Consider the following 22,071-nt stretch of genomic DNA (forward strand, 5'->3'; position numbering starts at 1 on the left):
CTTTCTGCGTGAGGGGAGATCAGGTCCGATCAGGCGCGCAGGTCGAGGCCGATGTCCAGGATCGGCGAGGAGTGCGTGAGCGCACCCACGGCCAGGTAGTCGACACCAGTCTGGGCGACCTCGCGCGCGGTGGCCAGGGTGAGTCCGCCGGAGGCCTCCAGCCGGGCCCGTCCGGCGACCAGCTCGACGGCCGCCTTCAGCTGCGGGACGGTGAAGTTGTCCAGCAGGATCAGGTCGGCCCCGGCCTCCAGCACCGGCGGGATCTGCTCCAGGGTGTCCACCTCGACCTCGACCGGCAGGTCGGGGTAGGCGGCCCTGACGGCCCGGAACGCCTCGGCGACGCCGCCGGCCGCGACCACGTGGTTGTCCTTGACCAGGGCCGCGTCGGAGAGCGCCATCCGGTGGTTGGCGCCGCCGCCGCAGCGCACCGCGAACTTCTGCAGCGCCCGCAGGCCCGGGCTGGTCTTGCGGGTGTCGCGGACCACCGCGCCGGTGCCGTCCAGGGCGTCCGCCCAGGCCCGGGTGGCGGTGGCGATGCCGGAGAGGTGGCAGAGCAGGTTGAGCGCGCTGCGCTCGGCGGTCAGCAGGTCGCGGGTGCGGCTGCGCACCGAGAGCAGCACCTGGCCGGCCTCGACCCGGTCGCCGTCCTCGACGTGCCGCTCGACCTCGAACTCCTCCTCGCAGACCAGCGAGACGACGGCCTCGGCGATCCGCAGACCGGCCACCACGCCCGCCTCGCGGGCGGTGAAGTCGGCGGTGGCGACGGCGTCGGCCGGCACGGTGGCCACCGAGGTGACGTCCTCGCCGCCGGCCAGGTCCTCGGCCAGCGCCAGGGTGGCGATGTCCTCGACCTCGACCGGGTCCAGCCCGGCCTCCTCCAGCAGCGCGGCGAGCTGCGGGTCCAGGCCGGTCTCGTAGCCCTCGGCGTCCCCGCAGGCGCAGCCGTCGCCGCAGCCGCCGGCCATCGGGAGTTCCTCGTGCGAGTGGGTCATGGTTCTACTGCTCCTCAGGGGTGCTGACTAGGTTGCCGGAGGCGGTGAGGGTGGTGATCAGGTGGCGCTGCCAGCGGTCGTCGTCCCGCTCGGGGAAGTCCTCGCGCCAGTGGCAGCCGCGGGTCTCCGCGCGCTGGGAGGCGGCCTCGACCAGGGCGGTGGCGACCAGCAGCAGGTTGGCGGCCTCCCAGGTCTCCACCCGGGGGTCGGCCGGCTTCTCCTCGGCGATGTGCGAGTAGGCCTGCTCGGAGAGCAGCGCCAGCCCGGCGGCCGCGTCGGCCATCGAGGCGGCCGAGCGCAGCACGCCGGCGCCGCGCGACATCAGCCGCTGGATCTCGGCGCGGGCCTCGGGCGCGGGCAGCGGCACGGGGTGCGCGGCGCGGGCGGCGGCGACGTCCACCGAGCGCTCGGGCAGGTCGTCCGCCCGGTGCCGGGCGACCAGGTCGGCGGCGATCCGCTCGGCGAAGACCAGGCCCTCCAGCAGGGAGTTGGAGGCCAGCCGGTTGGCGCCGTGCACACCGGTGCAGGCCACCTCGCCGCAGGCGTACAGGCCGGGGACGGTGGTGCGGCCGGACAGGTCGGTCCGCACGCCGCCGGAGGCGTAGTGCGCGGCCGGGGCGACCGGGATCGGCTCGGTGACCGGGTCGATGCCGTGCGAGCGGCAGGAGGCGAGGATGGTCGGGAAGCGCTGCTCCCACATCTCGGCGCCGAAGTGCCGCCCGTCCAGGTACATGTGCTCGGCGCCCTGGAGCTGCATCCGCCGGGTGATCGCCTTGGCGACGATGTCGCGCGGGGCGAGCTCGGCCAGCTCGTGCTGCCCGAGCATGAAGCGGGTGCCGTCGGCGTCCACCAGGTGGGCGCCCTCGCCGCGGACGGCCTCGGAGACCAGCGGCTGCTGGCCCTCGGCCTCCGGGCCGAGCCAGAGCACGGTCGGGTGGAACTGGACGAACTCCAGGTCGGTGGCCTCGGCGCCGGCCCGCAGCGCGAGTGCCACGCCGTCGCCGGTGGAGACCGCCGGGTTGGTGGTGGCGGAGAAGACCTGGCCCATGCCGCCGGTGGCGAGCACCACCGCGCGGGCCCGGATCGCGCCGACGCCGTCGCGCTGGCCCTCGCCCATCACGTGCAGGGTGAGTCCGGCGGCGTGTCCGTCGGCGTCGGTGAGCAGGTCGAGCACGAGCGCGTGCTCGATCAGCTCCAGGCCCGGGTCGGAGCGGACGGCGGAGACCAGGGCGCGCGATATCTCGGCGCCGGTGGCGTCCCCGCCGGCGTGCGCGATCCGGCGGCGGTGGTGGCCGCCCTCGCGGGTGAGCAGGATCTCGCCGTCCTCGCCGCGGTCGAAGGCGGCGCCGGTCGCGATCAGGTGGCGGACGGCCTCCGGACCCTCGGTCACCAGGGTCCGGACGGCGTCCTCCTCGCAGAGCCCGGCACCGGCCACCAGGGTGTCGGCCAGGTGCTGCTCGGGGGTGTCGCCCTCGCCCAGGGCGGCGGCGATACCGCCCTGGGCCCAGCGGGTGGAGCCGTCGTCCAGCATCGCCTTGGTGACCACCACGGCCCGCAGGCCGGCCTGGCGGACGTTGAGGGCGACGGTGAGACCGGCCACCCCGGAGCCGACCACGACGACGTCGGTGGTGGTCGTCCAGCCGGGGGCGGGGGCGGTGAGGCGGTGCGTGGCGGGCATGGCGTTCAGTTGCTCCTTCAGCGCGCGGCGGTCGTGGCCGCGCCGTTCGGGCTACCGTACGCTTCGTCGCCGCGGATCAGACCGGTGCCCTCCCCGGCCTCGGCCGGGTCGCCGCCCGTGCCGGTGATCCGGTTCTCCGCGTCCACGAAGACCACCTTCGGGAGGTAGCCCTTGGCCTCCGCGGTCTCCATCTGCCCGTAGGCGATGAGTATGACCAGGTCGCCGGGGTGGACCAGACGGGCGGCGGCGCCGTTGATGCCGATCACGCCGGTGCCGCGCGGGCCGGCGATGGTGTACGTCTCCAGCCGGGCGCCGTTGTTGATGTCGACGATGTGGACCAGCTCGCCGGGGAGCAGGTCGGCGGCGTCGAGCAGGTCCTCGTCCACCGTGACCGAGCCGACGTAGTGCAGGTCGGCCTGGGTCACGGTGGCCCGGTGGATCTTGGACTTGAGCATGGTGCGGAGCATGGGGTCACGCCTCCTGTGAGTGCATGCCTGAGGGTGCTTCGGTTACCGAACGGTTCTGCGTGGTGCTCGTCCGCGGGTGCGGATTCGTGCGTGGTGCCCGTCCGCCGCATGGCGGCGGATTCCGTACCGGCGCCCCGGTCGCCTAGCGGCAGATGAGGCGGACGTTGTCGATCAGGCGGGTGGAGCCCACCTTCGCGGCGACGGCCAGCACGGCCTCGCCCTGGAAGTCGTCCGCGGCTTCGACGAAGTCGTGGGGATCGATCAGGGCGAGGTAGTCAAGGGTGACACCTTCGGCGGTGTCGATGACGGCCGCGGCGGCCTCACGGACGGCCTTGGGACCCTGCGCGGCCGCGTCGCGGCCGGCGAACAGCGCCTTGGAGAGGGCGAGCGCGTGTGCGCGGTCCTCCTCCGAGAGGTAGCGGTTGCGCGAGGACAGGGCCAGCCCGTCCTCCTCGCGGACGGTCGGCACGCCGATGATCTCGACGTCGAAGTCCAGGTCGGCGGTCATCCGCTGGATGACCGCCAGCTGCTGGGCGTCCTTCTCGCCGAAGAAGGCGAAGTCCGGGTCGGTGATGTGCAGCAGCTTGGCGACGACGGTCAGCACCCCGTCGAAGTGGCCGGGCCGGGTGGCGCCCTCGAAGCGCTCGCCCATCGGGCCGGCCGCCAGGCGCACCTGCGGCTCGCCGTTGGGGTAGACCTCGTCCACGGTCGGGGCGAAGACCACGTCGGCGCCGGCCTCCTCGGCCAGCCGCACGTCCTCGTCCAGGCTGCGCGGGTAGCGCTCCAGGTCCTCGCCCGCGCCGAACTGCAGCGGGTTGACGAAGACCGTGACGGCCACCCGGCCCTCGGGGCCGACCTGCTTGCGGGCGGCCCGGATCAGGGCGGAGTGGCCCGCGTGCAGCGCGCCCATGGTCATCACGACCGCGTTGTCCACCGGCTGCTCGTCCGGCCAGAAGGCGGACTCGAAGTCGGCGACGGTGTACGTCACAACGGCCCGGTGGACCTTGGGTGCCCGGTGCGCCTTGCCCGGCTGCTTGCCGCGTGCCATCAGTTGCTCTCCTCGTTCAGTACGTCCAGCAGCGCCGCCGCCGACGCTTCGTCGATGGTCCCGTTGGCGAGCGCCCGCTGCGCGGTGGCCCTGGCCATCGCCCGGTAGGCCGCGGGGATGTCCGGGGACACCGTACTGAGCTGCGCCAGGTGGCGCCGCACGGTGCCGGCGTCGCCCCGGGCGACCGGGCCGGTGAGGGCCGCGTCGCCGGAGCGCAGGCTGTTGTCCAGGGCGGCGCCGAGCAGCGGGCCGAGCAGTCGGCCGGGCTCGGCGACACCGGCGGTGCGCAGCAGCTCCAGCGCCTGCGCGACCAGGGTGACCAGGTGGTTGGCGCCGTGCGCGAGGGCCGTGTGGTAGAGCGGGCGGACGCCTTCCGGCACCCACTCGGGCTCTCCGCCCATCTCGACCACCAGGGCCTCGGCGACCGGGCGGAGCTCCTCGGGGGCGGTCACCCCGAACGGGCAGCCGGCCAGCCGGGCCAGGTCGACGGAGGTGCCGGTGAAGGTCATCGCGGGGTGCAGCGCGAGCGGCAGCGCCCCGGCCCGGGTGGCGGGCTCCAGGACGGCGACGCCGTGCGCGCCCGAGGTGTGCACGACCAGCTGCCCGGGGCGGACGGCGCCGGTCGCGGCGAGCCCGGCGACCAGGTCGGCCAGGGCGTCGTCGGGGACGGTCAGCAGCACCAGGTCGGCGGCGGCGAGCACCTGCGGCGGGGTGACGATCCGCACGCCGGGCAGCAGGGCGTCGGCCCGGCGGCGGGAGGCGGCGGAGACCCCGGAGGCGGCGACGACCCGGTGTCCGGCGAGCTGCAGGGCGGCGCCGAGGGCGGGGCCCACCCGGCCGGTGCCGACCACGCCGACGGCCAGTCGGGCCGGGCGGTTGCCCGGGTCGGCCGGGTCGGCGAAGCCGTCGTCGAGCGGGGCGAACCCGCCGGACCAGGTGAAGTCGGCGCTGTCGGACGTGCTCACGGCTCGGCCCTCGTCCTCACTCTCCGTTCCGGTCCTCTTCGGGTACCGGACGTACCGGCCCATTCTACGGGCCGGACGCCGGGGCGTGTTCCTCCGCCGGGGGCCGCCCGGACGGCCGCGCCTGGCTCAAACCCGCGCCCCGGTTCGGGCCGTGGCGACGGCTCAGTCCGCGGCGCCGGCCCGGATCAGGCCCGCCTCGTAGGCGAGCACCACGGCCTGGACCCGGTCGCGCAGGCCGAGCTTGGCCAGGATCCGGCCGACGTGGGTCTTCACGGTGGCCTCGGACAGCACCAGCCGGGCGGCGATCTCGCCGTTCGACAGGCCCTGGGCGACCAGCAGGAACACCTCCCGCTCGCGCTCGGTCAGCGGGGCGAGGGTGTCCGGTCCGGCGGTGCTCGCCGCGGTGGGGAGCACCTCGGCGAAGCGGTCGATCATGCGGCGGGTGGTGGTCGGGGCGACCACCGCGTCCCCGCCGTGCACCGCGCGGATCGCGGCCACCAGCTCGGTCGGCGGCACGTCCTTGAGCAGGAAGCCGCTGGCGCCGGCCTTGAGCGCGGCGAAGGCGTACTCGTCCAGGTCGAAGGTGGTGAGGATCAGGACGTGCGGGGCGTCCGGCAGCGGGCTGCCGTCCTCGGCGAGGCAGATCCGGCGGGTGGCCTGCACGCCGTCCAGACGGGGCATCCGGACGTCCATCAGGATCACGTCCACCGACGTGTGCCTGAGCCGCTCCAGGGCCTGCGCGCCGTCACCGGCCTCGGCGGCGATCTCGATGTCGCCCTGGGACTGCAGGATCATCCGGAACCCGGTGCGCAGCAGCTCCTGGTCGTCGACGAGCATCACGCGGATGGTCAAGGTGGCTCCTAGGTCGGGGGCGGCGCAGGGGGCGGCGGCGCGGTTCAGTGGGCGGTCTTGAGCGGCAGGACTGCTCGGATCCGGAAGCCTCCGCCGGGCCGCGGGCCCACGTCGAGGCTGCCGCTGACCATGCCGACCCGCTCACGCATGCCGATCAGACCATGCCCCTGGCCGTCCGCGCCGCCGGAGGCCAGCTGCTCGTCGGTGGTGCCGCGGCCGTCGTCCTCGATCAGCACGGCCAGCTCGCGCTCGCCGAAGTCCACCGCGACCCGGGCGTGCACGTCGGGGCCGCCGTGCTTGCGGACGTTGGTCAGCGCCTCCTGGACGATCCGGTAGACGGTCAGCTCGACGCCGCGGGGCAGCTCGCGAGGGTCCCCGGAGGTGGCGAACTCGACCTGCAGACCGGCCGTGCGGACCTGGTCCAGCAGCTCGGGCAGCTCCTCGACGCCCGGCTGCGGCACGTACTCCTCGGCGGTGTCGGCGGTGCGCAGCACGCCCAGCAGGCGGCGCATCTCGACCAGGGCCTGGCGGCCGGTGGAGGCGATGGTGCTCAGCGCCTCCTTGGCCTGCTGCGGAGAGTTGTCCAGGACGTAGGCGGCGCCGTCGGCCTGGACGATCATGACCGAGACGTTGTGCGCGACCACGTCGTGCAGCTCGCGGGCGATCCGGGCGCGCTCGGCCGCGACCGCCACCTTGGCCTGGGCGTCGCGCTCGCGCTCCAGCCGGGCGGCGCGGTCCTCCAGTTCGACCAGGTACGCCCGCCGGACCCGGGTGAGCCTGCCCCACGCCCAGCACAGGATGAACGGGGTGCTCATCAGCGCGGTGATCAGGAGGGACTCGCCCAGCTGGTACGGGCGCTGCAGGACGACGCCGTCCTCGTCGCGCAGCACCTTGGTGGGGTGGATCTGCCAGAAGACCAGGGGCCCGGCCACCAGCCCGGCGGTCAGGGCCAGCCGGGAGGTCCAGCGGGAGCCGAAGGCGGCGCCGGTGTAGGCGAAGACCAGGTACCCGATGCTGGAGGCGGCGGGCAGGACGCCCAGCACGATCTGGCCGACGCCGACCGCGGTGGCGGCGGCCACCGTGATGTCGGGGTAGCGGCGCCGGAAGACCATCAGCACCGGGATGATCAGGGCGACGGCGAACTCCACGCCCGCCCGCCAGCCCGTGTTGGCGTTCCCGCCGTCCGGGAGGACGCCGAGGAAGAGCACGATCGCCGCCCATGCGGAGTCGACCACCATGGGGTGACGGCGGATCCAGGCGTTGAGTCGTTGCACGTTGTTAAGCCTAGGCAGTCGCGGAGCGTGCCCAGGTCCGCCGGGAGGGCGATCCGTCCTACTCCCTAGGTCGGAGAAGCCCCGGCTTCGGTTGGGAGGGTCGCCCGGTCTGCCGGTAGCGTCCGGCGGCATGAGCTGGATGCGGTGGCGGCCCGCCATGGAAGAGGCCCTGTACGCCCCGGACGGCGGCTTCTACCGCAGGCCGGAGGGCCCGGCCGGGCACTTCCGCACCTCGGTGCACGCCTCCCCGCTGTTCGCCCGGGCGGTGGCCCGGCTGCTGCTGGAGGTGGACGCGGCCCTCGGCCGTCCGGAGGAGCTGGCCTTCGTGGATGTCGGGGCGGGCCGCGGCGAGCTGCTGTCCGGCGTCCTGGCCGAGCTGCCGGATCGCGTCCGGGCCAGGCTCCGGCCGTACGGGGTGGAGATCGCCGCCCGCCCGCCGGGCCTGCCGTCCACAGCCCTGTGGACGGACACGCCGCCGCCGGGCGTCACCGGGCTGCTGTTCGCGAACGAGTGGCTGGACAACGTGCCGCTGGACTTCGCCGAGGCCGACGGGGACGGCGTGCTGCGCTACGCCGAGGTGGAGGTCGCGACCGGCGCGGAGCGGCTCGGCGAGCCGGTGGCGGCGGCCGACGCCGCCTGGTCCGAGCGCTGGTGGCCGGCCCGGGCGCCGGGTGACTTCGTCGAGCTGGGCGCCCCGCGCGACGCGGCCTGGGCCTCGGCGGTCGACACACTGGAGCGCGGCCTGGCGGTGGCCGTGGACTACGGGCACACCCTCGCCACCCGCCCGCCGTTCTCCACCCGGACCGGCTTCCGGGCCGGCCGTGAGGTCCCGCCGGTGCCGGACGGCTCCTGCGACATCACCGCGCACGTGGCGCTGGACGCGGTGGCCGCCCCCGCCCTCCACAGCCTGTGGACAACGCAGCGCGACGCCCTGCGGGCCCTCGGGGTGAGCGGGGCCCGCCCGGCGCTGGCCCTGGCGTCCACCGACCCGGTGGCCTACCTGCGGGCACTCGGGGGCGCGGGGGAGGGCGCCGAGCTGACCGATCCGGCCGGGCTGGGCGGCTTCGGCTGGCTGGCGCAGACCGTCCGCATGCCGGTACCGGAGAGCCTCGCCGGCCTGGAGGGATGGCAGACTCTCCAGTCATGAGGGAGACCACGGTCGGCATCGGGGCGGGAGCCGAGAACTTCACGGGCGGCGCGGGCAGCACCGACATGGTGCTCAACATCGGCCCGCAGCACCCCGCGACCCACGGCGTGCTGCGCCTGAAGCTGGTGCTGGACGGCGAGCGGATCGTGTCCGCCGAGCCGGTCATCGGCTACATGCACCGCGGCGCGGAGAAGCTCTTCGAGGCCCGGGACTACCGGCAGATCATCATGCTGGCCAACCGGCACGACTGGCTCTCCGCCTTCGCCAACGAGCTCGGCGTGGTGCTGGGTGTCGAGCGGATGCTCGGCATGGAGGTCCCCGAGCGCGCGGTGTGGATCCGCACCCTGCTCGCCGAGCTGAACCGGGTGCTCAACCACCTGATGTTCCTCGGCTCCTACCCGCTGGAGCTGGGCGGGATCACCCCGATCTTCCACGCCTTCACCGGCCGCGAGGACCTCCAGCACGTGCTGGAGGAGGCCTCCGGCGGCCGGATGCACTACATGTTCAACCGGGTCGGCGGCCTCAAGGAGGACCTGCCGGCCGGCTGGCTCGGCCGGGTCCGGGCGGCCGTCGCCGTCGTCCGCTCCCAGCTGCCGGTCTTCGAGGAGCTGGTGCTCGGCAACGAGATCTTCCGCGCCCGGACGGCCGGCGTCGGGGTGCTCAGCCGGGCGCACGCCGAGGCGTACGGGGTCAGCGGCCCGATCGCGCGCGCCAGCGGCCTGGACTTCGACCTGCGCCGCGACGAGCCCTACCTGGCGTACGGCTCCGAGGAGCTGCGGCAGGTGCTGACCGTGGTCACCCGCGAGGAGGGCGACTGCCTGGCCCGCTTCGAGTGCCTGCTGGAGCAGACGGTCAACTCGCTGGACCTGGCGGACGCCTGCCTGGACAAGCTGGCCACGCTGGCGCCCGGCCCGGTCAACCTGCGGCTGCCCAAGGTGCTCAAGGCCCCCGAGGGCAGCACCTACGCCTGGACCGAGAACCCGCTCGGCGTCAACGGCTACTACCTGGTCTCGCGCGGCGACAAGACGCCGTGGCGGCTCAAGCTCCGCTCGGCGTCCTTCAACAACATCCAGGCGCTGACCGAGCTGCTGCCCGGCACCCTGGTCGCCGACATGGTGGCGATCCTGGGCTCGATGTTCTTCGTCGTCGGGGACATCGACAAGTAGCCGCTACTCCCCGGCCCTCGCTTCGCGGCCGTTGCTCCCCGGTCCGTGCTCCCCGGCCTTCTCGGCCCCTACTTCCTGGCCTTCTTCACCGGGTCGGCCGGGTGCGGGGCCACCTTGCGGTCGCCCTTGGTGGCGATCCGCTGCTCGCACAGGCCGGCCAGCACCTCGTACCCGGCCCGGCCCATCAGCTCGGTGAGCTCGGGGCGGTAGCTGACGTACACCGGGTCCGGGCCATCGTGCGCCTCCGGGCTGCCGGTGCACCACCAGTGCAGGTCGTGGCCGCCCGGGCCCCAGCCGCGGCGGTCGTACTCGCCGATGGTGACCTGGAGGTAGCGGGTGTCGTCCGGGCGGTCGATCCAGTCGTAGGTGCGGCGCACCGGAAGCTGCCAGCAGACGTCGGGCTTGGTCTCCAGCGGCTCCTTGCCCTCCTTGAGGGCGAGGGTGTGCAGCGCGCAGCCGGCGCCGCCGGGGAAGCCGGGGCTGTTCAGGAAGAGGCAGGCGCCGTTGATCCGGCGGGTCTGGCGGTCGCCGTCCTCGTCGAACATGGTGATGCCGCCGTCGAGCCTGATCCGGCCCTTGGCGTCGGTGCCGTGCTCGAAGTTCTCCCAGATCTCGGGCGTCAGCCGGGCTGCGTGGCCGGACACCCGCTTCTCGTCGTCCTCGTCCGAGTAGTGCGCGCCGAGCGTGCAGCAGCCGTCCGACTCGCCCCGGCCCTCGCGGATGCCGTGGCAGCCCCTGCCGAAGATGCAGGTCCAGCGGGAGGTCAGCCAGGTGAGGTCGCAGCGGAACACCTGCTCCTCGTCGTCCGGGTCGGCGAACTCGACCCAGGCGCGGGGGAAGTCGAGCGGGACCTCGGGGACCCCGGGGCCCAGGGTGGGCATGGCGAGATCGACCGGGGTCGAGCCGGCCTTGGACTTCTTCTTGGACGTGTCTGCTGCTGCCACCCGGCAAGGGTAGAGCCTCCGCGGGGGTGCGAACCGCCCGTGGCCGGGGCATTTGCGGTGATTTCACCGGCCGGACGGCCGCGGCGGCCCGGCCGGGGGTGGTGAAGGCGGGGTGAAGAGGTCGCCTGTGCGCTGCGGCCCGCACCGGCCGCACCCCTAGGATGGCGGCCGGTCCGCTACGGGGAGGTACGGGGATGGCCAGCGGCAGCAGTACCGGCGCGTCCGGGGGTGGGAAGCTCGTCATCAAGCCGTGGGAACTGCACGGCGAGGGGCGGGAGTTCGAGAAGATCTCGCAGGACTTCGGGAAGGCCGCGGCGGCTCTGGAGCAGAGCCTCACCGCGCTCGGCAGCCCCTGGGGCCTGGACCGGCCGGGCAGCGGGTTCGCCGCCGCCTACCAGGAGGCTCAGGGCCCGCTGCTCGGCGGGCTGCGCGGGCTGGCCGGGCGGCTGGGCCAGGTCGGGACCGGCCTGCACACCATGGCCGAGCGCACCGCCGCCGCCGACGGCACGGCCGCGGCCGCCTTCGGCCCGGGCTCCGCCGCGGGACCGGTGGCAACCCCGCGGGCCCCCGGGACCGTCCCCAAGGACAGGTCGGCCTGACGCCCGAACCGTCCGCGGCGCCGGCCCGACGGCCGCCGACCGCAGAGATCCGCTGAAGTGCGTACGTCGAAGGGGGAGATGCGCGTGTCCCGGAAGCTGCCCGAGGAACTGGTACCCGTACTGGCCAGGACCGGCCACCAGTGGCCGCAGGCCGACGAGGACGGGCTGCGCAAGGCGGCCGGGCACTGGCGCGAGTTCGGGACGGAGGCCGAACGCCTCGCCAAGCGCGGCGGGGACTCCGCCAAGCGCGTCACCGGGGAGAACTCCGGCCTCGCGGTGGAGGCCTTCGGCGAGTACTGGCGGGCCTTCAGCGGCGGCGGCAAGGGCCACCTCGACGACGCGCACTCCGCGACCGGGCTGGTCGCCGGGGCCTTCGACACGGCCGCCCGGGCCGTCGACGGCTGCAAGGCCGACATCGTCGCCACCCTCAACGAGCTGGCCGCCGAGCTGAAGAAGGCCGAGGAGCAGGCGGCCCAGGCCAAGGAGGCCGCCGCCAAGGTCGCCGCGGCGGCGCAGAACGGGGGCGGGGACGCGCCCGGCGGGGTGTTCGGCGGGCTGCGGCAGAGCGTCGGCGCGATCGCCTCGGGTGTGCGGAACACGGCCACCGAGAAGGTCGCCGAGACGATGGCGGCGGTCGCCGTCGAGACCGCCAAGCTGAAGATCGGCGGGCTGCTGGACGAGCTCGGCCGGGCCATGAAGGACGGGCTGACCACCACGCTCAAGGAGCCGGCCGTGGTCGCGCTGCTGCGCCTGGCGACCGGCCCGGGCGGCTCCGCCGTGGTGCGGACGGCGTCCGTGACCGGCCCGGGCGCCGTCTTCGACCCGGTGGCGGCCGGACTGCCCGCCGTGCTCGGCGAGCCCGGGGTGCTGGGCGCCGGCGGCGCGGGCCTGGCGGTGGTGGTCGGCCAGGACGGCAAGCCGGTGGTCGGCGTGCCCGGGCTGACCGTCAAGCTCGACGCGGCGGGCAAGCCGGTGCTGGACGAGGAGGGCAACCCGGTCATCGTCCGGGCGGACGGCACCCCGGTCGCGGACGCGAGCGGGCTGCTGGTGGTCCAGGGCGCGGACGGCAAGCCGGTGGTCGGGGTGGAGAACCTGGCCGTGAAGGTGGACGAGCACGGCCGGCCGGTGCTGGGCAAGGACGGCCGACCGGTGCTGACCGGCCAGGACGGCCAGGAGGTCCTCGGCGTGCCGCTGGCCGACCTCGGGCAGACGCACGCCAAGCCGGGGCGGGAGACGGTGCTGGACGGCGTCCCGGGCGGCCCCGGCACCACCCCGGGCGGCCCCGGTGGTCCGGGCGGTCCGGGTGGTCCGGGCGCGGTGCAGCCGGGCGCGACCGGCGCCGTAGTGGTGGCAGCGGGTCCGGACGGCGTGGTCCTGGCGGCGGGCCCGGACGCGTCCGTCCGCGTGGGCGGCGCGCACGGCGGCTCCGGCGGCGGCTCCCACGGCGGCGACGACGGCCCGGTACAGGTCCGGACCGGGCCGGTCAGCGCGGGCGGTGGCGGCGGTGACTGGTCCCCGCCGGTGCGCCCCGCCGCCCCGGCCCACCAGGGCGGCGGCTCGGCGCCCTCCGGCGGCGGGGGCGGCGACGCGCCCTCCGCGGGCCCGCTGCCGACGCCCTCGCACAGCAGCAGCAACGGCAGCAGCAACGGCGGTGGTGGTGGCGGGGCCGGTGCGCCCGTCACCGTGCGGACCGACTCGGTGCTCGCACCGCCCGCACCGCCCTCGTCCACCCCGGGCTACGCCCCGGGCCCGGAGGAGGTCCACCCCGGGCGGACCACGGGCTCGGGCGGCAGCGGGTACAGCGCCCCGTACGGCGGCCCGTTCGGCGGCCCGGTGAGCGCCGGGCCGGTCAGTGCCGGCCCGGTGAGCGTCGGAGCGGTCGGCCCCGGCCCTTACGCGGGCGGCGGCCCGGTGGCCGGCTCCGGTGCGGTCGGGCACGGCCCGGCGCCGTTCGGCGGCGGCACCGGCCCGGCCACCCCGGCCGGTGCCGTGGGTGCGGGCGCGGTCCACGGCACACCGGCGGGCCCTGCGGGCCCGGCCGGCCTGGTCGCCCTCCCGGGGGCGGCTGCCCCCGGCTCCGCCACCCCCGGCGCGGGTGCGTCCGGTACGGCCGCCCCCGGCCAGCACGCGGCCGCCGAGGCCCGGCCGGGCGCCGCCGTGGGCGCGCCCCGGGCGGCCACCGGCACCCCGCACCCCGTCACCGCCCCCGGCCCGCTGCCGGTCCCGCCGCCCCCGGTCGCCCCGCCGGTCGTCGGCCCCGGCGCGGGCCGCCCGGAGTTCCACTCCGGCGACACCCGCCGCCGCCCGGACGGCGCGCCGGCCGAGGGCCAGACCGGCCTCGGCTGGGCCGTCGTCCCCGTCGCCACCGCCCACGCGATGGCCCTCCAGCTGGCCATGCGCGCCCTGCGCAAGGGCGGCGGCGCCGAGGACGGCCCGGCGGTCCGGCTGCGCACCATCGCCGACAGCCGCCCGTACGGGCTCCCGGGCGGGCTCGGCCCGGTCGACCCGGAGCACCAGCGCGAGGTGGAGCGCCGGGCACCCCGGGACGGCGACGGCGTGCCGGTGCGCCACCCCGACCCGGCGGCCGGCGGCTGGGCCGAGGTGGTCAACGACGGCGGGTACGGCGAGCCGGGCCGGGCCAACAACAGCCTGGAGATCGCGCTCTCCGCCGTCGACACCTTCACCGGCCGGCCCACCTGCGCGGCCCCGCGGATCCCCACCGAGGGCGACGCGGGCGAGCGCGGCGGCCGCGACCGCGCCGAGCGCGAGCTCGGCGCCCCCTTCCGCGACCTCGGCGACGGCGACCCGGCCTTCGGGCGGCTGGCCGGCGAGCTGCGCCGGGCCGGCCACGGCTCCCAGGCCGTCCTGCTCACCCTGGACGGCTTCGGCCGCCCGCACGCCTGGAACGCGGTCAACCACCAGGACACCGTGACCTACCTGGACCACCAGGTCGGCCGCCGGGGCGCGGCGCCGCTGCACGACGGCGGCCACGGCCTCTGGGCCATCGCCCTGGACCCGGAGGGCCGCCCGCTGGACCTCGCCGCCACCGGCGCCGCCGCCCACGCGGTGGGCGCCGCCTCGTGACCGCCCGCCGCACCGCGCGGGCCGCCACCCGTCCGGCGGGCCCGCCCGGCGCCGCACCCCGCCCGGGCGGACCCCCCGCCCTCCACCGCGCCGATGCAAGGAGCACCACCCCGTGACCACCCGCGCGCAGGCGATCGAGGCCGCGCATCGCTGGATCAACGGCGACCTGCCCAGGGCCTCGGCCGACGGGGCGACCGGCAGCCGCCCGGTGCACTCGCACGAGTTCGACCTCGGCTGGGTGGTCTGGGCCGAGCCCCCGCCGGTCCGGATCGACCCGCTGACCGGGGAGCGGCGGGCCCCCGAGGAGGTCGGCGCGGCCTGCGCGGTGGTGGACCGGGCGACCGGCCGGTTCACCGTCTGGCCGTCCGTACCGGTGGACCAGGTGGTCACGCTCTACCGGGACTTCCTCGGCGCGGGAAGCCACGACCCCGCCCTGCCGCCGGTCACCGGCCGGGGCGCCAGGGCCGAGCTGACCTACCGGGACGCCCAGGGCGAGCCGTGCTCGCTCGCCCTGCGCTCGGAGCCCGGACGGCCGCACCCCGCGCTGCGAGCCTGGTGGCGGCTGCGCGAGCAGGGCGTGCGGCCCGAGGACGTCCTCGCCGTCCGCACCGACCTGCGGATGGGCGCCCTGCCCGGCGGCTACTGGGCGCACGCCCTGGCCGCCGAGCTGCCCGCCGTCCGGGTGGACTCCGAGCTGGCGTACGGGCCGCGCTTCGACCACCGGGCGGCCGCCGTCCGCGCGCTGCCGCCCGAGCCCGGCGAGCCGCGCCGCAACCGCGTGCCGTTCCCGCGCGCCGTCCCGCCGCTGCCCGCCGAGCCGGACCGGCTGCTCGCCGCCCGGCTCACCGAGCGGTTCGGGGCCGGCGGCGTCCGGCGCTTCGACCCGCAGGACCTCACCCGGGCCGACCTGCCGGAGGACACCGCCCGGTTCCTCCTGACGGTCGGCGTGCCGGTCGCCGTCGAGGGCTTCTTCGCGCTGCACCACCCCGGGCCGGACGCCATCGCCGACGGCACCCGGTCCGGCCCGGTGCTGCCCCCGCTGGCCGCCCACCTGGCGGAGGCCGGCCGCGGCACCCGGTCGGCCGAGCGCGAGCTCCGGGCGCTCGCGCCGCAGCTGCTGCTCGGCACCGACGGCTGGGCGCTGGTCACCCTGGACACCGCCTGCGGCGCCGTCCGCGCGGTCGACCCCGACTACGCCACCGCCCGGCACTGCAACGCCGGCCCGGCGGCCTTCGTCCGGTGCCTGGCGCTGTTCGCCGAGCAGCTGCCCGGCCTGCGCGGACTGCACCCGCACGCCGCCGGGCCCGCCGTCGCCGCCCTGCAATGGGGCCTGGCCGCGATCGACCCGACGGTCTTCGACGACCCCGAGAACTGGTGGGCCGTCATCGTCGAGCAGCTCTGGGACGGCCTGCTGTGAGGCCGTCCCGCCGCGCGGCCGGGCGGCGCGCGTCCCGGGTGCCGGTACGGGCTCCCGGGGGCGTCCGGGTGAACCGCGGTGCGGCGCGGCCCGGATGTCCCGCACCGCGGGCGCAGGCTGAAGGGAACCGACAGCACTGTCGGGTTGTCAGATCGATTTGATGATCCTCCACTGATCCGTCGAGGATTCCCCGAGCGCCCGCACCCGGCGTCCGAACCAGAGCTGGAGCCCGAGCCGTGACCGCCTCGCCCCGTGCCGCCCACACGGCAGTCCTGGCCGCCCTCGCGGTCCTGGCCGCCGGCTGCGCCGGCTCACCCGGCCTGCGCGCCAGGACCGCCGCCGCCCCGCCGGCCTGCGGCGCACCGGCGGTGATCGGCCACCGGGGCTCGCCGCTCAGCGCCCCCGAGAACACCATGGCCTCCTTCGAGACCGCCCTCACCCAGGGCGCCGACTGGCTGGAGACCGACGTCCAGACCACCCGGGACGGCGTGCCGGTGCTGATGCACGACGCCACCGTGGACCGCACCACCAACGGCAGGGGCGCCGTCGCCGACCTGACGGCGGCCCAGATCGCCGACCTCCGGGTGACCGTCGGACCGGGGCCGGCCGAACCCGTCGCCACCCTCGACCAGCTGCTCGGACGGCTGGCCGGCAGCAGCGTCACGCTGCTCATGGAGCTCAAGTGGCAGCGCGCCGAGGACGTGCAGCGGATCGCCCGGATCGCGGCCGGAAGCGGCGCCCGGGTCTTCCTCTACTCGTTCTCCGCCGAACACCTGCGGCAGGCCCACGCCGTCGCGCCCGCCCTGCCGGTCGTCCTCATCCAGGGCGGCGCGATCGCCGAGGACCCGGGCGACCTGCCCCTCCACGGCATCGCGCTGGACACCACCCTCGCCACCGCCTCCCGGATCGCCGCCGAGCGCGGGGCCGGCCGCGAGGTCTACGTCTGGACCCTGGACGACGAGGACTCCTGGCAGCTGATGACCGAACGCGGGGCGGACGGCCTGATCACCGACACCCCCGGCCGGGCCCGCCGCTGGGCCGACGCCGACTGCCGCGGCGCGGGCCCGGTCGCGCCGCGCGGCAGCCGCACGCACTGACCGCGGACCGGTGCGCACCGGCCGCGCACCCGCGCCCGCTTCGCGCTGGTTCGTACCAACCGCCCGGACCAGCACGGATACCGCCACCTCGGGCCTCCCGCGGGGACGGATCGCGTAGCGTGGAGAGTTATGCGACTCGGTGTGCTCGACGTAGGTTCCAACACGGTCCACTTCCTTGTGGTGGACGCCCATCCCGGTGCCGCCCCGCTGCCCGCCTACTCCCACAAGGCCGAGCTGCGGCTCGCCGAACTCCTCGACGAACAGGGGGCGATAAGCGCGGACGGGGTGGACCGGCTGGTCGGCATGATCGCCTCGTCGATCCGGGTCGCCGAGGACAAGGGCGTCGTCGACATCCTGCCGTTCGCCACCTCCGCCGTCCGGGAGGCCGCCAACGGCGAGGACGTGCTGCGCCGGGTCGCCGAGGAGACCGGCGTCGAACTGCAGGTGCTCTCCGGCCAGGACGAGGCGCGGCTCACCTTCCTCGCCGTGCGCCGCTGGTTCGGCTGGTCCTCCGGGCGGCTGCTCAACCTCGACATCGGCGGCGGCTCGCTGGAGATCGCCTGCGGCCTGGACGAGCAGCCCGACGTCGCCTGCTCGCTGCCGCTCGGGGCCGGCCGGCTCACCGCGCGCTGGCTGCCCGGTGACATCGCCGACCCGGACGCGCTGCGCGAGCTCAGACGCCACGTCCGGGCCGAGATCGCCACCGTGGTCGGCGAGATCTCCCGGCTCGGCGCCCCCGACCACGCCGTCGCCACCTCCAAGACCTTCAAGCAGCTCGCCCGGATGACCGGCGCCGCCCCCGCCGACGCCGGCCCGTACACCGACCGCCGGCTCACCCGCAGCGGGCTCGCCGCCTGGGTGCCCCGGCTGTCCGCGATGACGGTCGCCGAGCGGGCGCAGATCCCCGGGGTCTCCGAGGGCCGGGCCAAGCAACTGCTGGCCGGCGCCCTGGTCGCCGACGCCGCGATGGACCTGTTCGGTCTGGACGAGCTGGACGTCTGTCCCTGGGCCCTGCGGGAGGGCATCATCCTGCGCCGCCTGGACGCCATAAACAGCCCCGCCGACCGCAGCCCGGCCCTGAGGCCCTGACGCGCTGGGGGCCTGACGCGCTGGGGGCCTGACGCCCCGAGGGCGCCGCCGACACGCCCGGCCGGGCGCCGATCCGGCGACATCCGCGCCGCCGGCCCCCGGGGCCCGGTCCCGTTCCGGGCGCGGTCCGCTTACGCTGTCTCCCGTGGCGCAACCAGCGGACGAGGACGGGACGCGGGAGGGCCGCGCGCCCGGGGACGGGCAGCCGCGGCCGGACGCCCCGCGCCGTCGGCGCCCCGCCGGCGGCGCCGAGGACGGCGAACCGGGAGCCGCCGGACGGGCCCGCAAGCTCGGCAAGGCCGTGAAGGGCGCCAAGGCGGCGAAGGCCGCGCAGCCGGCCAAGACGACGAAGAAGGCCGCGAAGAAGGCGGCGAAGAAGGCCGCCGCGAAGACCCCCGCGGCCAAGGCGCCCGGCGCCAAGCCCGCCAAGACCGCCAAGCCCGCCAAGACGGCCAGGACCCCTGCCGCCCGGACCGCCCGCGAGACCCGGGCCCCCCGCGAGACCAGGACCGCCCGCGCCGCCGGCGCAGCCAAGGCCGCCGTCCAGTCCGTGAAGTCCGTCAAGGCCGCCCGCCAGGCCGCCACCCGCACCGCCCCCCTGCTGCGCACCACCGACCGCCTGGTGCTGCCCCCGCACCCGGCCCTGCACATCCCCGACACCAAGGTCGCCCTCTCCACCGCCTCGGTGTACCCGGCCAACACCGCCATCGCCTTCGAACTCGCCGCCAGGCTCGGCTACGACGGCGTCGAGGTGATGGTCTGGAACGACCCCGTCAGCCAGGACATCGAGGCCCTGCGCCGCCTCTCCGACACCCACCGGATGCCGATCCTGGCCGTGCACGCGCCCTGCCTGCTGATCACCCAGCGGGTCTGGACCACCGACCCGTGGACCAAGCTCGTCCGGGCCCGCGCCGCCGCCGAGAAGCTCGGCGCCGACGCCGTCGTCGTCCACCCGCCGTTCCGCTGGCAGCGCCAGTACGCCCGCGAGTTCGTCGAGGGCATCAACCGGATGGCAGGCGAGACCGACGTCCGCTTCGCCGTCGAGAACATGTACCCCTGGCGCTACCGCGACCGCGAGATGCTCGCCTACGCCCCCGGCTGGGACGTCACCGAGGAGGAGTACCGGCACTTCACCATCGACCTCTCGCACGCCGCCACCTCCCGGATCGACGCCCTCGCCATGGTCGACCGGATGGGCGACCGGCTCGCCCACATCCACCTCGCCGACGGCAGCGGCTCCGGCAAGGACGAGCACCTGATCCCCGGCCGCGGCAAGCAGCCCTGCGCGGAGCTGCTGGAACACCTCGCCCGGACCGGCTTCGACGGCCACGTGGTGCTGGAGGTCAACACCCGGCGCGCGGTGTCCCCCGCCGAACGCGAGGCCGATCTCGCCGAGGCGCTCGCCTTCACCCGCCTCCACCTGGCGACCCCCGCGCGCGTACGCTGAGCGGACGAACTGCCGCACCGAGGGGGAGACATGACGGAGAGCAGGGACTATCGGGAGCTCGCCACGTCCTTCGGCGGAGTGGCCGCCGAGTACGAGCAGGGCCGCCCCACCTACCCCGACGAGCTCTTCGACGAACTGGAGCGCCTGGCCGGCCGGACCCTCAAGGGCGCCCGGGTGCTGGACGTCGGCGCCGGTACCGGCATCGCCACCCGGCTGCTGGCCGCCCGGGGCGCCGAGGTCGTCGGCGTCGAGCCCAGCCCCGGCATGGGCGCCCAGTACCTGGCCTCCTCGCCGGGCCTGCCGCTGGTCAGGGGCACCGGCGACGAGCTGCCGTTCCACGACCACAGCGCCGACCTCGTCACCTACGCCCAGGCCTTCCACTGGACCCGCGCCGAGAAGTCCGTCCCCGAGGCGATCCGCGTGCTGCGGCCCGGCGGCGCCCTGGCCACCTGGTGGAACGTGAAGGACGGCAGCGTCGGCTGGGTCCGGGCGATGGGCGAGCGGCTCTCCGCCGCGCTGTCCACCTACCACGGCTACGGCGCGGTGAACGAGATCGCCGGCCAGCTCGCCGGTTACGACCTGCGCGTCGGCACCGCCGTGCTGCGCTGGGAGCGCCGGGTCACCGTCGACCACGTGATCACCGACCTCACCTCGCGCTCCTACCTCGCCTCCCTCGCACCCGAGGAGCGCGCGCCGCTGCTCGCCGTCGAACGCGAGGCCCTGCTGGCCGAGTTCCCGGACGGCTGGGTGATCGAGCCCTACGTCCTGGACCTCACCGTCGCGCGGACCCCGGGCGGCGCGGCCTGACCGCATGGCGGACGCGGTGTCCGCCGGCCGGACGGCGGGCGTAGGCTCGAAAGACACAGCGGCCGCGCACCCTCCCTCCCGGCGGGGCCGCCAGCAGCCTCCGAAGGAGTGGAGCACAGTGCCCGAGCTGAAGTCCCGTACGGTCACCCACGGTCGCAACATGGCAGGCGCCCGGGCGCTTCTCCGGGCCGCCGGCGTAGCCCGCGAGGACTTCGGCAAGCCGATCATCGCGGTGGCCAACTCCTTCACCGAGTTCGTCCCGGGCCACACGCACCTCCAGCCGGTCGGCCGGATCGTCTCCGAGGCGATCAAGCAGGCGGGCGGCATCCCGCGCGAGTTCAACACCATCGCGGTCGACGACGGCATCGCCATGGGCCACAGCGGCATGCTCTACTCGCTGCCCTCGCGCGACCTGATCGCCGACTCGGTCGAGTACATGGTCAACGCCCACTGCGCCGACGCGCTGATCTGCATCTCCAACTGCGACAAGATCACCCCCGGCATGCTGATGGCCGCGCTGCGCCTCGACATCCCGACCGTCTTCGTCTCCGGCGGCCCGATGGAGGCCGGCAAGGCCACCCTGGTCGACGGCACCGTGCGCAAGCTCGACCTGGTCGACGCGATCTCCCAGGCGGTGAACGAGAACGTCTCCGACGAGGACATCGCGATCATCGAGGAGAACGCCTGTCCGACCTGCGGCTCCTGCTCGGGCATGTTCACCGCCAACTCGATGAACTGCCTCACCGAGGCGATCGGCCTCTCGCTGCCCGGCAACGGCTCGCTGCTCGCCACCCACACCGCGCGCAAGGAGCTCTACGAGGCCGCCGGCCGCACCATCGTCGAGATCACCAACCGGCACTACCAGCAGGACGACTACTCGCTCCTGCCGCGCGCCATCGCCACCCGCGCCGCCTTCGAGAACGCCATGGCCCTCGACATCGCCATGGGCGGCTCCACCAACACGATCCTGCACCTGCTCGCCGCCGCCCAGGAGGCCGAGCTGGACTTCGACATGCGGGACATCGACGCGATCTCCCGCAGGGTCCCCTGCCTCTCCAAGGTCGCGCCCAACGGCTCGTACTACATGGAGGACGTCCACCGGGCCGGCGGCATCCCCGCCATCCTCGGCGAGCTCTACCGCGGCGGACTGCTCAACGAGGACGTCCACACCGTCCACTCCGCCTCCATCGACGAGTGGCTGAAGACCTGGGACGTGCGCGGCGGCTCCCCGTCCGCCGAGGCCGTCGAGCTCTGGCACGCCGCCCCCGGCTGCGTCCGCTCCGCCGAGGCCTTCTCGCAGTCCGAGCGCTGGGAGTCGCTGGACACCGACTCCGCCAAGGGCTGCATCCGCAGCGTCGAGCACGCCTACTCCGTCGAGGGCGGCCTCGCCGTGCTGTACGGCAACCTCGCCGAGGACGGCTGCATCGTGAAGACCGCCGGCGTCGACGAGTCCATCTGGACCTTCAGCGGCCCCGCCGTCGTCGTCGAGTCCCAGGACGACGCCGTCGACGCCATCCTCACCAAGCGGATCAAGGCGGGCGACGTCGTCGTCATCCGCTACGAGGGCCCCAAGGGCGGCCCCGGCATGCAGGAGATGCTCTACCCGACCTCCTTCCTCAAGGGCCGCGGCCTCGGCAAGGTCTGCGCCCTGATCACCGACGGCCGCTTCTCCGGCGGCACCTCGGGCCTGTCCATCGGCCACGCCTCCCCGGAGGCCGCCTCCGGCGGCGCCATCGCCCTGGTCGAGGACGGCGACATCATCGCCATCGACATCCCCGGCCGGACGGTCTCCCTGGAGGTCTCCTTCGAGGAGCTGCACGAGCGCCGGCTGAAGCTGGAGGCCGAGGGCGGCTACCGGCCGAAGAACCGCGAGCGCCACGTCAGCCAGGCGCTGCGCGCCTACGCCGCGATGGCCACCTCCGCCGACAAGGGCGCCGTCCGCGACGTCACCAAGCTCGGCTGACACCGCGCCCCACCGTGAGGAGCCGTCCCGCCTGC

18 protein-coding genes are annotated in these 22,071 nt (G+C 75.4%); 10 read left to right on the top strand and 8 right to left on the bottom strand.

The window, feature by feature from the left end; translation table 11 throughout:
* Positions 1-29 precede the first annotated feature (29 nt).
* The 7 genes from nadC to ACFVVX_RS18805 form a co-directional block, all read right to left on the bottom strand.
* Complete coding sequence (gene nadC / locus ACFVVX_RS18775; RefSeq protein ID WP_387946810.1) at positions 30-992, bottom strand: carboxylating nicotinate-nucleotide diphosphorylase; 963 nt, start codon at positions 990-992, stop codon at positions 30-32.
* 4 nt (positions 993-996) lie between these two features.
* A complete protein-coding gene (locus ACFVVX_RS18780; RefSeq protein ID WP_387946812.1) occupies positions 997-2,670 on the bottom strand; it encodes an L-aspartate oxidase in 1,674 nt (557 codons plus the stop codon).
* A gap of 17 nt (positions 2,671-2,687) precedes the next feature.
* Positions 2,688-3,137 (bottom strand): aspartate 1-decarboxylase, encoded by a 450-nt coding sequence (panD, locus tag ACFVVX_RS18785; protein ID WP_387946814.1) that lies wholly within the window; start codon positions 3,135-3,137, stop codon positions 2,688-2,690.
* A 142-nt stretch (positions 3,138-3,279) separates the two neighbouring features.
* Positions 3,280-4,185 (bottom strand): pantoate--beta-alanine ligase, encoded by a 906-nt coding sequence (gene panC / locus ACFVVX_RS18790; protein ID WP_387946816.1) that lies wholly within the window; start codon positions 4,183-4,185, stop codon positions 3,280-3,282.
* A complete protein-coding gene (locus tag ACFVVX_RS18795; RefSeq protein WP_387946898.1) occupies positions 4,185-5,048 on the bottom strand; it encodes a Rossmann-like and DUF2520 domain-containing protein in 864 nt (287 codons plus the stop codon). Before ACFVVX_RS18795 ends, panC begins: the two co-directional genes overlap by 1 nt.
* Positions 5,049-5,312: 264 nt before the next feature.
* On the bottom strand, positions 5,313-6,002 hold the full coding sequence (locus ACFVVX_RS18800; RefSeq protein ID WP_387946818.1) for a response regulator: 690 nt from the start codon (positions 6,000-6,002) through the stop codon (positions 5,313-5,315).
* A 44-nt stretch (positions 6,003-6,046) separates the two neighbouring features.
* Positions 6,047-7,240: a sensor histidine kinase gene (locus tag ACFVVX_RS18805; RefSeq protein ID WP_387946900.1), complete on the bottom strand. Its 1,194-nt coding sequence runs from the start codon at positions 7,238-7,240 to the stop codon at positions 6,047-6,049.
* Between the two features lie 166 nt (positions 7,241-7,406).
* Here ACFVVX_RS18805 and ACFVVX_RS18810 point away from each other — a divergent pair, with 166 nt between their 5' ends.
* A complete protein-coding gene (locus ACFVVX_RS18810; RefSeq protein WP_387946820.1) occupies positions 7,407-8,423 on the top strand; it encodes an SAM-dependent methyltransferase in 1,017 nt (338 codons plus the stop codon).
* Entirely contained in the window at positions 8,420-9,589 is a 1,170-nt protein-coding gene (locus tag ACFVVX_RS18815; protein WP_387946822.1) for an NADH-quinone oxidoreductase subunit D, read from the top strand. Before ACFVVX_RS18810 ends, ACFVVX_RS18815 begins: the two co-directional genes overlap by 4 nt.
* A gap of 68 nt (positions 9,590-9,657) precedes the next feature.
* Here the strand turns inward: ACFVVX_RS18815 and ACFVVX_RS18820 are convergent, their stop codons facing one another.
* On the bottom strand, positions 9,658-10,470 hold the full coding sequence (locus ACFVVX_RS18820) for a hypothetical protein (protein ID WP_387946902.1): 813 nt from the start codon (positions 10,468-10,470) through the stop codon (positions 9,658-9,660).
* Positions 10,471-10,727: 257 nt separating this feature from the next.
* On the opposite strand from ACFVVX_RS18820, the gene ACFVVX_RS18825 reads away from it, so the two are divergent.
* From ACFVVX_RS18825 to ilvD, 8 genes are all read left to right on the top strand, one after another.
* On the top strand, positions 10,728-11,132 hold the full coding sequence (locus ACFVVX_RS18825) for a hypothetical protein (RefSeq protein ID WP_387946824.1): 405 nt from the start codon (positions 10,728-10,730) through the stop codon (positions 11,130-11,132).
* An 84-nt stretch (positions 11,133-11,216) separates the two neighbouring features.
* A complete protein-coding gene (locus tag ACFVVX_RS18830; RefSeq protein WP_387946826.1) occupies positions 11,217-14,216 on the top strand; it encodes a toxin glutamine deamidase domain-containing protein in 3,000 nt (999 codons plus the stop codon).
* Positions 14,217-14,328: 112 nt separating this feature from the next.
* The gene (locus ACFVVX_RS18835) at positions 14,329-15,633 is read left to right on the top strand and encodes an SUKH-4 family immunity protein (RefSeq protein WP_387946828.1); all 1,305 of its coding nucleotides are present in this window, start codon (positions 14,329-14,331) and stop codon (positions 15,631-15,633) included.
* Positions 15,634-15,869: 236 nt separating this feature from the next.
* Positions 15,870-16,730 (top strand): glycerophosphodiester phosphodiesterase, encoded by an 861-nt coding sequence (locus tag ACFVVX_RS18840; RefSeq protein ID WP_387946830.1) that lies wholly within the window; start codon positions 15,870-15,872, stop codon positions 16,728-16,730.
* Between the two features lie 129 nt (positions 16,731-16,859).
* The gene (locus tag ACFVVX_RS18845) at positions 16,860-17,819 is read left to right on the top strand and encodes a Ppx/GppA family phosphatase (protein ID WP_387946832.1); all 960 of its coding nucleotides are present in this window, start codon (positions 16,860-16,862) and stop codon (positions 17,817-17,819) included.
* A 619-nt stretch (positions 17,820-18,438) separates the two neighbouring features.
* Positions 18,439-19,266, top strand: coding sequence for a sugar phosphate isomerase/epimerase family protein (locus tag ACFVVX_RS18850; RefSeq protein ID WP_387946904.1), 828 nt, complete (start codon positions 18,439-18,441; stop codon positions 19,264-19,266).
* Positions 19,267-19,296: 30 nt separating this feature from the next.
* Complete coding sequence (locus ACFVVX_RS18855) at positions 19,297-20,073, top strand: class I SAM-dependent methyltransferase (RefSeq protein ID WP_387946834.1); 777 nt, start codon at positions 19,297-19,299, stop codon at positions 20,071-20,073.
* A 118-nt stretch (positions 20,074-20,191) separates the two neighbouring features.
* A complete protein-coding gene (ilvD, locus tag ACFVVX_RS18860) occupies positions 20,192-22,036 on the top strand; it encodes a dihydroxy-acid dehydratase (protein ID WP_387946836.1) in 1,845 nt (614 codons plus the stop codon).
* Positions 22,037-22,071: the final 35 nt, after the last annotated feature.

The organism is Kitasatospora sp. NPDC058170, from assembly GCF_042883905.1.
In the GTDB taxonomy this organism is placed as follows: domain Bacteria; phylum Actinomycetota; class Actinomycetes; order Streptomycetales; family Streptomycetaceae; genus Kitasatospora.

What these genes read in the sequence shown, in the direction of transcription:
- nadC (WP_387946810.1), bottom strand. Translation starts at nt 992, where the DNA reads ATGACCCACTCGCACGAGGAACTCCCGATGGCCGGCGGCTGCGGCGAC.
- ACFVVX_RS18780 (WP_387946812.1), bottom strand. Translation starts at nt 2,670, where the DNA reads ATGCCCGCCACGCACCGCCTCACCGCCCCCGCCCCCGGCTGGACGACC.
- panD (WP_387946814.1), bottom strand. Translation starts at nt 3,137, where the DNA reads ATGCTCCGCACCATGCTCAAGTCCAAGATCCACCGGGCCACCGTGACC.
- panC (WP_387946816.1), bottom strand. Translation starts at nt 4,185, where the DNA reads ATGGCACGCGGCAAGCAGCCGGGCAAGGCGCACCGGGCACCCAAGGTC.
- ACFVVX_RS18805 (WP_387946900.1), bottom strand. Translation starts at nt 7,240, where the DNA reads ATGGTGGTCGACTCCGCATGGGCGGCGATCGTGCTCTTCCTCGGCGTC.
- ACFVVX_RS18810 (WP_387946820.1), top strand. Translation starts at nt 7,407, where the DNA reads ATGAGCTGGATGCGGTGGCGGCCCGCCATGGAAGAGGCCCTGTACGCC.
- ACFVVX_RS18815 (WP_387946822.1), top strand. Translation starts at nt 8,420, where the DNA reads ATGAGGGAGACCACGGTCGGCATCGGGGCGGGAGCCGAGAACTTCACG.
- ACFVVX_RS18820 (WP_387946902.1), bottom strand. Translation starts at nt 10,470, where the DNA reads ATGCCCACCCTGGGCCCCGGGGTCCCCGAGGTCCCGCTCGACTTCCCC.
- ACFVVX_RS18825 (WP_387946824.1), top strand. Translation starts at nt 10,728, where the DNA reads ATGGCCAGCGGCAGCAGTACCGGCGCGTCCGGGGGTGGGAAGCTCGTC.
- ACFVVX_RS18845 (WP_387946832.1), top strand. Translation starts at nt 16,860, where the DNA reads ATGCGACTCGGTGTGCTCGACGTAGGTTCCAACACGGTCCACTTCCTT.
- ACFVVX_RS18855 (WP_387946834.1), top strand. Translation starts at nt 19,297, where the DNA reads ATGACGGAGAGCAGGGACTATCGGGAGCTCGCCACGTCCTTCGGCGGA.